This window comes from Lentzea sp. CA-135723 (assembly GCF_050936595.1).
Lineage (GTDB): Bacteria > Actinomycetota > Actinomycetes > Mycobacteriales > Pseudonocardiaceae > Lentzea.
In genome coordinates, this window is sequence record NZ_JBNJMK010000005.1 from 1 (window position 1) to 10594 (window position 10594).

The following is a 10594-nucleotide window of genomic DNA, read 5'->3' on the forward strand; positions in this document are numbered from 1 at the left end:
CCCAGGGACGCCGACGGCGCGAAGCTCTGCGCCTGGTGCGGCTCGGAGATCAAGCAATCCGGCGTCGGCCGGAGCCGGGACTACTGCCGCCGCTCCTGCCGCCAGCGGGCGTACGAGGCCCGGCGCCAGCGCGAGGCGATCGTGTCCGCCGTGGCGTCGGCAGTCGCTCGCCGAGATACGTCACGTGACGAAATGCAGCAGCCTTCCATTCCGTCACGTGACGAAACTCGGGCCGCAGGTCAGAGCACGGTTCCGCCCGCTCCGGCCCTGCCGGACCCCCGGCTGCAGCTCGCCCGGCCGCCGGTCCCCCTGCCGTCCGGCCCGTCCCAGAGGCAGCGTCGGCGGCTCCTGCCTCCCCGCCCGGCGCCGACCGGGACCCGCAAACCCCTTGATCCGCTGTCGGGGGTGATCCCTGGGTCGCCGGCTTCGTCGGCGACGCCGTCCTGCTCCCCGGCACCGTCGACGTCGACTCCGGCGACACGGCCCGGACCGCCTTGGGCACGGTGCCCCTCGCCGCTCCGCCCGGCGGCCTGCGCGCCGGCACGGTCCTGCTCCGTCCGGAACAACTCCGCCTCACCGGCGAGGACTCCGTCGGCGCGGTCAGGGCAACGGTCACCGACGTCTCGTACTACGGCCACGACGCCATGGTCACCGTGGCTGTCGACGGCCACGACACCCCCATCGGCATCCGCGTGGCGGGCCCGATTCGCGTCCGCCCCGGGGAGGAGACGGGCGTCCGCGTCGAGGGCGAGGCGGGCTTCCACCCGTAGGCGATCCGGCGAGCACGACACCCGCAGATTGGCTCGACGCAGCCCAGAAATGTATGATCAAGGCGAATACTTCATATGCGGGGATCGACCGCGCGGGTCCCGGACGGGGAAGAGCGGGGAGCTTTGCCAGAGAGCGACGACTTCCCCTTGCGTTGGTGATTGCCGGTCAGGGCAGCCATCCGCCATCGTCGCGTAGGGTGTCACACCCCAGGAATCGCGTCACTGAACACAGCAGCCGGTAGGACGACCATGACTGAGTTGGACACCATCGCAAATCCGTCCGATCCCGCGGTGCAGCGGATCATCGATGTCACCAAGCCGTCGCGATCCAACATAAAGACAACGTTGATCGAGGACGTCGAGCCCCTCATGCACAGCATCGCGGCCGGGGTGGAGTTCATCGAGGTCTACGGCAGCGACAGCAGTCCTTTTCCATCTGAGTTGCTGGATCTGTGCGGGCGGCAGAACATACCGGTCCGCCTCATCGACTCCTCGATCGTCAACCAGTTGTTCAAGGGGAGCGGAAGGCCAAGACATTCGGCATCGCCCGCGTCCCTCGCCCGGCCAGGTTCGGCGATATCGCGAGCCGGCGTGGGGACGTCGTCGTTCTCGACGGGGTGAAGATCGTCGGGAACATCGGCGCGATAGTACGCACGTCGCTCGCGCTCGGAGCGTCGGGGATCATCCTGGTCGACAGTGACATCACCAGCATCGCGGACCGGCGTCTCCAAAGGGCCAGCCGAGGTTACGTCTTCTCCTTCCCGTCGTTCTCTCCGGTCGCGAGGAGGCCATCGCCTTCATTCGGGACAGCGGTATGCAGCTGATGACGCTCAAGGCGGATGGCGACATTTCCGTGAAGGAACTCGGGGACAATCCGGATCGGCTGGCCTTGCTGTTCGGCAGCGAAAAGGGTGGGCCTTCCGACCTGTTCGAGGAGGCGTCTTCCGCCTCGGTTTCCATCCCCATGATGAGCCAGACCGAGTCTCTCAACGTTTCCGTTTCCCTCGGAATCGCGCTGCACGAGAGGATCGACAGGAATCTCGCGGCCAACCGATAAGCGCCTCTGTTCCTCGGACGCTCGGTTCCTCGACCTCGATTCGTCAGTGATGATCACCTCACACGGCAGCGATCACCACTGACATATCGAGGTCAACGGTCGTGGTCCGGGCGGGCACTCCTCGAAGGCGCGGCCGACGCCCTTGAACGACTCGATGGCGCTGACGCCTTCCGCGATCGCCTCGACTGTGAAAACGCTCGTGGACGTCGGCGGGTAGCCGATGAGTTCCATCGCCTTGCGCATCCCCTGAGCATGGAGAACGCGTCCACCGGGTAGTCACGAAGGTACTTGCGAAGGCTTCGCGCCGTCCGAGACCGTGAGCCGGCGCAAGCCGGTGTGGCGCCGGTCCCGGATCACTACGGTGGGTGCCGAAGTGATCACGGGGAGGACTGATGCACCACCAGGACCGGGACCAGGACCAGGCGTTAGCGGCAGTGCTGGCCGCACTGCTCCTGGTCGGCGGGACGCTGATCGTGCGGGAGCTCCTGGGCCTGTGGCCCGCCGTGGCGGTCGGCATGGCGCCCGCCCTCGCCCTCTACGGAGGCCCGCCCGCGGCCCGCCGGATAGCCGTCGCGGTCGAGGTCCGCCGGTTCCGCCGGCATCTTGCCCACCACGATCGGGCAGCCGGATGACCGGCCACGACGGAGCCGCACGGCTGACCAGCTCGACGGCCGCCACCTCATCGCGGCAGCAGGTGCTCCCCAGCAACCCACGACGGGGCTCAGGGTCGCCTCACGCGGCTCAGCACCGCGACGGCGGGGGTACGGCGCTCCGGGAGGCTGACAGGGCGCTCAGACGGCCGCGTAGGGCCGCGAGTCCCCCACCCCTCCCCGCTGCCCTGTCGGCGAGCACAACGGCGATGCCCGCAGTCGGCGGAGCAGGCGCCACGTAAACCGCCCACCGATGCCGCCCCCGTCGTGTGCGCGGGCCGGTCGGCGGCCGGGCCGGAGCGGGGCGAAGACAGGAGCGTCGGCCGGGCCGTGGGCCGGCCGCGCGGCCCGCTCGCGGGCCGCCTTGATGACGTAGGGAAAGTTGTACCGCAAAAACGCAGCCTGAACTAGTTGCGCAGACTGACACAGTCGGTCAGGATGACTTCATGACGCAAAAGACACCGGGCGAGATCCGGGCCGAGGCAGAGGCGGCGCTGAAGCCGTTGGGGCAGCAGCGGATCAAGCTCCTCGCGGAGCTGGACGAGATTGAGAAGGAGCTGCGCCCGCTGATCGCGGAGGCGGTCCGGATGGAGGTCCCCTACCGCCGCATCAACGAGGTGACGGCGGTCGCTCCGAACACGGCCCGGGCGTGGGCCAAGGCGGAGGCCGAGAAGGGCTCCGGAAGCTAGATCAAAAATGGCTTCCTCGCGCGCGCACGCGTAGGGCCCCTCCTGGAAACCGTCGCAACCTTGCAACTTCGCAGGTCAGACCCGGTTGCGGGGGGTCAACCGGGGTGCAACGGCTCAACCGGGTGGGCAACCCCCGGAAACCACGTCGTCTGGACGTGAAGAAGCCCCGTCGGGCGGTGCCTGACGGGGCTTCTCAATGGGCGAGTGATCAGTCCCGGTGGACGCGCCAGCGGCCCGCCGGAGCGACGGACTCCCTGACCTCGATCGTGTCGCCCTGAGCGTCCACGTAGACGTTGCGTGAGAGCAGGACTGGGGCGCCTGCGGCTACGCCCAGAAGCGCGGCCTGGTCCTCGGTCGCGGCGGCCGCCGTGGTGGCTTCCTCGGTGGCGACGGCCCGGCGGCCGGTGGCTGCCTCGATCGCGGACGGGGTGCCGCCGATGATCCGGTCGCGGACCAGGAGGGCGGGCACGGTCTCCGCGAGGTCTGCGGAGAACCAGCTCACGCTGGCGCTCACCGGCTGGTCGTCGGCTGAGTGGGTGACGCGCTCGCGTCGCACGGCCTGGCCGCTCTCGGTGCCGAGGAGATCGGCCACCCACTCGGGCGGCTCGGCAAGGGCGGCGCTGGTGATGACCGCGTACTCCCCGTCCGCGTAGATCCGGCCCGTGCTGAGCGCCGACTCCAGCCGGTCGGCTGCGGTCCGGTGCAGGGTCCGTCGCGTGCTGACCGTGGTCGCGCTGCCCTGCTTCGCCTCCGCCAGCCCTTCCGCCTTCAGCGTCCGGTGGACCTTCTGGGCCGTGGCGGTCGAGATCTCGTACTGCGCCGCGAGGTCCCGCACGGACGGCAGCGTGTCCCCGTGCTTCAGCTCCCCGCTGACGATCTTTGCCTTCAGCGCGGCGACGACTTGGAGGTACGGGGGCGTGCGCTCCAGGGACATGACGACTCCTTCGAGTGTGGTGCGCGGTGTGTAGCTGTCTAGCACAGTGTATGCCTTGACACAGCAACTGTGCGACCACAGTATGGACCTTGTTCGACGCCACACACAGCCCCGGAAACGGGCGGACCGGAGACCGCGTGAACGGTCTCCGGCCCTAGATCCACGTCCCTCGCGAAAGGACAAACCGTGGACCCGAAGGCAGTCTCTACGAAGATCGCAACCGGCTCCAAGAACGCCGCCGGAGCGATCACGAACGCGCTCGACGCCATGGCCCCGACCCTCGCGCCGTTCGCGGCCCGCTGGGACGCCGAGGCCGACCGCCGCATGGCGCTCCGGACCCCGGAGCACCTGAAGGCGCTGATGGACGCCCAGAAGGGCTACAACTCCGCGCGGTCGACGGCGGCCACGGCCAAGAGCCAGCGGACGGCCGCGCGGGCGGCGTCCAAGAACCCGCTGTCGACCGTGCGTCGGGCGGCTCGCACGGCGGACAAGGCGGCCCGCACGCACCGCGACCAGGCGAAGACCAAGCTCAAGGCCGCGCGCAAGGACTACCCGGCGACCCTCCGGGCGCGAGCCGTTCAGGCGCACGCCATGCACGCGGTGCCGGGCGCCGGCATCTCCGCTCTCGGCTGGGACCAGGCCGGGGCCTGGCCGGTCGCGGGCTCGCTCGCACTCATCGCGGCCAACGTCGCCGCGCTGGTGATCGGCCGCCGCAAGGTCGCGGTCGCGGTCGCGGACGAACTGTCAGCGGAGGAGCGGCGCCTGGTCGAGCGGCTCGACCCGTCGTACTGGGCTCAGCACGCCGACGAGCGCGGCCTCGTAGGCACGGTGACGACGCCGGTTCAGGTCACCCCGGCCGGGCTGGTCACCACGGTGCGCCTGGACGGCCGGTGGAAGCCGTCCGCCTTCAAGGCCAAGCACGAGGAGATCCGCGCCCTGCTCGGAGCCCGGACCGACCTCCGCATGGAGATCAAGGCCGGATCGCACGGCGACCGCGCCGTGATCACGCTGCGGACCCGCAGCGCGGCCGACGGGATCGACCTGACCGGCTGGACGCCCGGCGCCCCGTGGGGAGTCGACACGGTGACCGGCGAGCCGGTGCAGGTGCCGCTCGGGCGCCGGATGCTGATCGCCGGTACGTCCGGCTCGGGCAAGTCCTGGTCCACCCGCGCCCTGCTGGCGGAAGGCTCGGAGTACGCCGATCACCGCCTGGTCGTCGTCGACCCCAAGCGGGTCGAGGCGATCAACTGGCAGCACCGGGCTCGCACGGCCATCTCGATCGAAGACGTCCTGGACGTGACCGACGAGCTGGTCGAGGAGATGCACGAGCGGCTTGAACTGATCCCGCGCGGCCAGGACGTGATCCAGATCAGCCCGGAGCGGCCCCGGATCACGGTGTTCATCGACGAGGGCGCCGAGGTCATCGCCATGGCCAAGAAGACCCGGGCGAAGGGGTCGAAGGAAGAGCCGGGTGACCCGGACTGGTCCCGGATCATGGAGAACCTGAGCACGCTGGCCCGGATGGCACGGGCGGCCGAGATCATCCTGATCTGGGCCACGCAGAAGCCGACCATGGACGCCAAGGGCGGCATCGACCCGCAGATCAGCGCGCAGATCACCTACCGGGCCGCCCTCGCGCTCAGCACCTCCGGGGAGTCCCGCGTGGTGTTCGGCGAGGACGCGACGGAGAAGGGCTGGCACGCGCACGAGCTGCCCATGCCCGGGGTTGCGATGCTCCGGTCCGGCCCGAAGGTGCAGCCTCACCCGATCAACACCCGCGCGTTCTCCCCGGCCGACGTGATCGCGCTCCCCGACCGGCCGGTCTGGCGTCGCCAGGAGTCGCCTGCACGAAGTGCCGGCGCCTCCGCCCCGGCCCCGCTCCGGCTGGTGAAGGAGACCGCCCCCGCGGCTGAGGTCCCGGCCCAGCCGACCAAGGCGCCGACCAACCGGGAGAAGGTCGCAGCCGCGATCGGCACGGGCGCTACGACCGTCGCCGACGTCGCCACCGTGACCGGCATCAACAAGGGCTCCGTGTCGAAGGCGGTCAAGCAGCTGCTCGACGCGGGCGAGGTCCTGCGGTCCGAGGACGGCTCCCTGTCCGTCGTGACGCAGGTCGGGGAGGTGTCGGCCTGATGCGCACCCCCGACGCGCAGATGAGGGCCGGTCACATTCCGGCCCACCTGATCCCGGACGGCACCGACCCCCGCACGGTCGTCGTCGTCCACCACCAGGCCGAGGCCCGCGACTGGACCGGCCCGATCCTCCTGGCGCTGGTCGCCGCTGGCGGCTCGGTCGGCGTCGTCATGACGCTCTGCCTCCTGCTCCAGACCGCCGCCACCACGGCGACCGCGCTGCCGCCGCCGCCCCCGCCGGGGTCGGCCTGTCCATCTCGCTCAAGGCCCGGAAGGGGAAGTGATCATGGAGAAGAAGCGTTCGATGACCGCCGCCCCGGCCGTCGCCATGACGGCGGTGTCCATGGTCCTGACCGTGGTCGTGATCGTGATGTGGCTCGGGGAGGCCATGCCGTGGGCCGTTGCCTTGGTCGTCGGCCTCGGGCTCGACGGCGGATGGCTGGCCACCCTCGCGTACGAGCGGCGCCTCGCCGCGCAGGGCGACCACAGCCGCGCGATCACCGGCGTCGGGTGGGGATTCGGCGCCGTGGCGACCGGCGTCCTGGTCGCGCACGCGCTGGGTGAGGAGTCGGCCGGGGCCTGGCTCGCGGTCGCCTGGCTCCCCCTCGCCGCCAAGGCGCTCTGGCTCGTGCACGGGCTCTGGGAGCGGACCGCGCTCACCCCGACCGCCCTGGACCAGATCCGCGACATCCAGCAGGACGCCCGCGACAGGGCGGCCGTGGCCCGCGCTCAGCTCCGGGCCGAGGCCGGTACGGAGGTCACCCGGCTGGAGGCCGTGACCGGCGCCGGGGCCCGGGTCGCCCGGGTCCAGGCCGAGACCGCCGGGGAGCTGGCGTCGGCCTGGTCGACGCTGGAGGAGGCCCGCGAGGGCGAGGGCACGGCACGCGCTCTGACCTGCGTCACCTCTCGTGTCACGCCCACGTCTCCGCCCTCCTGGCGCCTGCCCGTCTGGGGACCCACGGAGCCCGTCCCGGCCGCCATCGAGGGGTCGGCCGACGTGGTCCCGCTCAGCAACGAGGAGATCGACGGGATCATGTCCGGCCTGGTCGACTCCGGGTCGTACCGGGTCGCCGCCGGACGCTTCCGGGACATGGGCTACTCCGCCGGGGAGGCACGGCTGCAGGCGTCCTGGCGCCGCGTCACGAGGGAGGTGGCCGCGTGATCGCCCTCGCCTACCTCGCCACCGTGGCGATCGCCGCCATGGTCCTGGCCGTCGCCCTCCGCCGCCGCCCGACCCCGACCAATCCGCCGGCACCCGCCCCGGCCCCCGCCCTCGCGGCGGTCGACGGCGGCGCGGAGATCCGCGTCATCCTCGCCGCCACCCACCAGCTCGCCGCCCGACTCAGCACCGCCGCATGACGGATGGCCCCGCCGGAAACCGGCGGGGCCTACCCATTGCGCAACCTGACACGTGCGTGTCAGACTGATACACGTAGGCAGACGGACACGACGCCAGGGGGCTCACATGGTGACCACGCTCATTGCCGTGATCGGCACGCTCGCCGGGACCGGCCTCGCCGGACTCCTCCAGCACCGCACCGCCCGCACCACCCGCGACGACTCCCGCCGCGACGCGGCCGTCCAGGCCGTCGCCGCCCTCGCCGCCGCCCTCGCCGACCACCGCCGCGCCATGTGGGTGCGCGAGGACCTGCGCCTGACCGGCGCCTCCCCCGAGGCGTACGAGGCGGCCCGCACCGAGTCCCACGCCACCCGCTCCGCGATCACCGCGCCCCTCACCACCGTGTCGGTGCTCGCCCCCGCCCTCGCCCCCGCAGCGACCGCCGCCGCCCAAGCGGCCTACGACCTGCGGGCCGCCGCCGACCGCACCGCCCTCACCACCGACCGCGACCGCGCCATGGCCGCCGCCGACGGCCTGGTCGCCGCCGCCGCCCGCCGGTTCGGCGCCTGACCCGACCAACCCCCGCGGGGCGCCGGCACTTCGTGCTGGCGCCCCGCCCCCACCCACCAGGAGACCGACCATGACCGACTTCGACGGACGCCTGACCGAGGGGACCGTGAACCTGGTCCAGGACCCCAACGGCGGTGGCTGGTCCGCCCACTGCGCTGAGCCCGGTTGCGACTGGGCCGACTTCGCCGGACCGCTCGGCTTCCAGGGCCTCGTGGCCATCGCTCGCCGACACACGCACTGACCGCACGTCAAAGCCCCGCCGGATCACCGGCGGGGCTCTCTTCGGCCCTCCAAGTCACACCAGCCCCAAGGGGCGTCGGGAGTGGCGGAGGGAACCTCTGGCCCGATTGGTGCCAGGATTCCCACCAGACCAAAGAGCAACGGGCCGGACTTCGCACCTCCGACCCGTCCGCTCCCAGACTCGCGCCCCTTAGCCGGGCGAGACAGGAACGTTGCTCGTGCCCAGAGTACGGAGCGATGCCGAGGCATTGCCAGATCGGCCCGCCGGGCCCCGCTGCCACTGCGGGACCGCAATTGCCCACACACCGGGCAAACGGCCGCGTATCTACTGCTCAGACCGCTGCCGGATGGCAGCGAAGCGGGCGATCGCGCGTGTGACGCGAGATGCCGCCCGAGGCAAAAGCGAACACCTTGGGAAAGAAACAACAGAGTTTCCCGCACCCCTCCGACCTGCGGTTTCTCCGGACGGGGTGGATGGGGAGAGCCCGAGAGGCGACAGCCTCTCGGAAGTAGGAAGCACGTCGCGGAGCGACGCTGCCCGACTGCGGAAAGCCGCCCGGTACAGCCGCCGCCGGACGCTGTGGCGGATCAGCGGGGACGCCGCGTGCAAGGGCTGCGGCCGCGCCCTGATGGACCCTGCCTCCGGCGTGATCGTCGCCCAGACGGCGGCCGGAACGTCCGTGGTCCTGGGCCTGATGCGGTGCGGGCGGATCTGGCTCTGCCCGGTCTGCGCCGCCACGATCCGGCACAAGCGGGCCGAGGAGATCACCGCCGCCGTGGTCGAGTGGATCAAGCGCGGGGGACCGCCTACCTGGTCACCTTCACGGCCCGCCATGGGCACACGGACCGGCTCGCGGACCTCATGGACGCCCTCCAGGGCACCCGGAAGACGCCGGACAGCCCCCGGCGGCCGGGCGCCTACCAGCGACTGATCACGGGCGGCACGTGGGCCGGACGCCGGGCCAAGGACGGGCACCGGGCCGCCGACCGCGAGGGCATCCGAGACCGGATCGGGTACGTCGGCATGATCCGCGCGACCGAAGTCACCGTGGGGCAGATCAACGGCTGGCACCCGCACATCCACGCGATCGTCCTGGTCGGCGGCCGGACCGAGGGGGAGCGGTCCGCGAAGCAGATCGTCGCCACCTTCGAGCCGACCGGCGCCGCGCTCGACGAGTGGCAGGGGCACTGGCGGTCCGTGTGGACCGCCGCCCTGCGCAAGGTCAACCCCGCCTTCACGCCCGACGACCGGCACGGCGTCGACTTCAAGCGGCTGGAGACCGAGCGCGACGCCAACGACCTCGCCGAGTACATCGCCAAGACCCAGGACGGGAAGGCGCCCGCCCTCGAACTCGCCCGCGCCGACCTCAAGACGGCGACCGGCGGGAACGTCGCCCCGTTCGAACTCCTCGGACGGATCGGGGACCTGACCGGCGGCATGACCGAGGACGACGCCGCCGGGGTCGGCTCGCTGGAGTGGAACCTCTCGCGCTGGCACGAGTACGAGCGGGCAACCCGGGGACGCCGGGCCATCGAATGGACCCGCTACCTGCGGCAGATGCTCGGGCTCGACGGCGGCGACACCGAGGCCGACGACCTCGATCTGCTCCTGGCGGCCGACGCCGACGGCGGGGAGCTGCGGGCCGGGGTCGCCGTGACCGAGGACGGATGGCACGCGGTCACCCGCCGCGCCCTCGACCTCGAGGCGACCCGGGCCGCCGAAGGCAAGGACGGCAACGAGGATCCGGCGGCCGTGGGCGAACGGGTGCGGGAGGTCCTGGCGCTGGCCGACGCGGCCGACACAGTGGTGGTGCTCACGGCGGGGGAGGTGGCCGAGGCGTACGCCGACATGCTCGCCGCCCTCGCCCAGCGCCGCGAGGAAGCAACTGCACGCCGACGGCGAGAGCAGGACGACGACCAGGACGACGACGCCGACGACCGCCAGGAGCGGGCCGCCCGGCACATCGCCCGGCTCGCAAGTGGGCCCACTTCGCACTAACTCGCTCCCCCCGCCGTACGTCATCCCGGTGACGTACGGCGGGGGTCGGTGACGTACGCGGCGACGGCGGCCGGGGTCGAAGCCGCGGGAGTAATCCTGGGATTACTCGCCCGGGGTCGGCCCCGCCGGCACTTCGTGCAGGCGGTACCTCGCGCCCGACTCGCCTCGCTACGAGACGTGCCGCGTACGGTCGTCGGCCATGAGCACCACCACC

11 protein-coding genes and 4 pseudogenes are annotated in these 10594 nt (G+C 71.6%); 13 read left to right on the plus strand and 2 right to left on the minus strand.

All coding sequences use genetic code 11. The annotated features are described in order from the left end of the window. Positions 1 to 503: 503 nt before the first annotated feature. The 4 genes and pseudogenes from ACQEU1_RS45270 to ACQEU1_RS45285 form a co-directional block, all read left to right on the plus strand. Entirely contained in the window at positions 504 to 770 is a 267-nt protein-coding gene (locus ACQEU1_RS45270; protein ID WP_252189454.1) for a TOBE domain-containing protein, read from the plus strand. Positions 771 to 1019: 249 nt separating this feature from the next. Further along, positions 1020 to 1300, plus strand: a pseudogene (locus ACQEU1_RS45275) (hypothetical protein); the annotation flags it as partial. A gap of 87 nt (positions 1301 to 1387) precedes the next feature. Continuing rightward, a complete protein-coding gene (locus tag ACQEU1_RS45280) occupies positions 1388 to 1594 on the plus strand; it encodes a TrmH family RNA methyltransferase (RefSeq protein WP_433217411.1) in 207 nt (68 codons plus the stop codon). After that, a pseudogene (locus tag ACQEU1_RS45285) lies at positions 1552 to 1827 on the plus strand (TrmH family RNA methyltransferase); the annotation flags it as partial. The gene ACQEU1_RS45280 and the pseudogene ACQEU1_RS45285, both read left to right, overlap by 43 nt. A gap of 72 nt (positions 1828 to 1899) precedes the next feature. On the opposite strand, the gene ACQEU1_RS45290 reads toward ACQEU1_RS45285, so the two are convergent. Further along, positions 1900 to 2070, minus strand: a complete 171-nt coding sequence (locus ACQEU1_RS45290) for a hypothetical protein (protein ID WP_201785061.1) — start codon at positions 2068 to 2070, stop codon at positions 1900 to 1902. A gap of 149 nt (positions 2071 to 2219) precedes the next feature. Between ACQEU1_RS45290 and ACQEU1_RS45295 the strand changes: the two genes are divergently transcribed. Beyond that, positions 2220 to 2459 (plus strand): hypothetical protein, encoded by a 240-nt coding sequence (locus tag ACQEU1_RS45295; RefSeq protein ID WP_032761119.1) that lies wholly within the window; start codon positions 2220 to 2222, stop codon positions 2457 to 2459. Positions 2460 to 2923: 464 nt separating this feature from the next. Beyond that, on the plus strand, positions 2924 to 3166 hold the full coding sequence (locus ACQEU1_RS45300) for a hypothetical protein (protein WP_010889921.1): 243 nt from the start codon (positions 2924 to 2926) through the stop codon (positions 3164 to 3166). A 208-nt stretch (positions 3167 to 3374) separates the two neighbouring features. Here the strand turns inward: ACQEU1_RS45300 and ACQEU1_RS45305 are convergent, their stop codons facing one another. Then, positions 3375 to 4100, minus strand: coding sequence for a GntR family transcriptional regulator (locus ACQEU1_RS45305; RefSeq protein WP_433217405.1), 726 nt, complete (start codon positions 4098 to 4100; stop codon positions 3375 to 3377). Between the two features lie 186 nt (positions 4101 to 4286). On the opposite strand from ACQEU1_RS45305, the gene ACQEU1_RS45310 reads away from it, so the two are divergent. The 7 genes and pseudogenes from ACQEU1_RS45310 (at position 4287) to rep (ending at position 10380) form a co-directional block, all read left to right on the plus strand. Next, positions 4287 to 6233: a MarR family transcriptional regulator gene (locus tag ACQEU1_RS45310; protein ID WP_181411807.1), complete on the plus strand. Its 1947-nt coding sequence runs from the start codon at positions 4287 to 4289 to the stop codon at positions 6231 to 6233. Continuing rightward, positions 6233 to 6516: pseudogene (gene spdA, locus ACQEU1_RS45315) on the plus strand (plasmid transfer protein SpdA). Before ACQEU1_RS45310 ends, spdA begins: the two are co-directional and overlap by 1 nt. 2 nt (positions 6517 to 6518) lie before the next feature. Then, entirely contained in the window at positions 6519 to 7394 is an 876-nt protein-coding gene (gene spdB, locus ACQEU1_RS45320) for a plasmid transfer protein SpdB (protein ID WP_202676198.1), read from the plus strand. Further along, positions 7391 to 7591 carry a hypothetical protein gene (locus ACQEU1_RS45325; protein ID WP_010889916.1) on the plus strand — a complete coding sequence of 67 codons (201 nt, stop codon included), beginning with the start codon at positions 7391 to 7393 and terminating at the stop codon, positions 7589 to 7591. The genes spdB and ACQEU1_RS45325 overlap by 4 nt, the downstream gene beginning before the upstream one ends. 106 nt (positions 7592 to 7697) lie before the next feature. Further along, the gene (gene kilB, locus ACQEU1_RS45330) at positions 7698 to 8141 is read left to right on the plus strand and encodes a plasmid transfer protein KilB (protein WP_010889915.1); all 444 of its coding nucleotides are present in this window, start codon (positions 7698 to 7700) and stop codon (positions 8139 to 8141) included. Between the two features lie 70 nt (positions 8142 to 8211). After that, a complete protein-coding gene (locus ACQEU1_RS45335) occupies positions 8212 to 8382 on the plus strand; it encodes a hypothetical protein (RefSeq protein WP_010889914.1) in 171 nt (56 codons plus the stop codon). A gap of 628 nt (positions 8383 to 9010) precedes the next feature. Further along, a pseudogene (gene rep / locus ACQEU1_RS45340) lies at positions 9011 to 10380 on the plus strand (replication protein Rep). Positions 10381 to 10594 lie beyond the last annotated feature (214 nt).

Coding starts and splice junctions, on each gene's coding strand:
- ACQEU1_RS45290 (WP_201785061.1), bottom strand. CDS start 2,070: ATGCGCAAGGCGATGGAACTCATCGGCTACCCGCCGACGTCCACGAGC.
- ACQEU1_RS45295 (WP_032761119.1), top strand. CDS start 2,220: ATGCACCACCAGGACCGGGACCAGGACCAGGCGTTAGCGGCAGTGCTG.
- ACQEU1_RS45300 (WP_010889921.1), top strand. CDS start 2,924: ATGACGCAAAAGACACCGGGCGAGATCCGGGCCGAGGCAGAGGCGGCG.
- ACQEU1_RS45305 (WP_433217405.1), bottom strand. CDS start 4,100: ATGTCCCTGGAGCGCACGCCCCCGTACCTCCAAGTCGTCGCCGCGCTG.
- spdB (WP_202676198.1), top strand. CDS start 6,519: ATGGAGAAGAAGCGTTCGATGACCGCCGCCCCGGCCGTCGCCATGACG.
- kilB (WP_010889915.1), top strand. CDS start 7,698: ATGGTGACCACGCTCATTGCCGTGATCGGCACGCTCGCCGGGACCGGC.
- ACQEU1_RS45335 (WP_010889914.1), top strand. CDS start 8,212: ATGACCGACTTCGACGGACGCCTGACCGAGGGGACCGTGAACCTGGTC.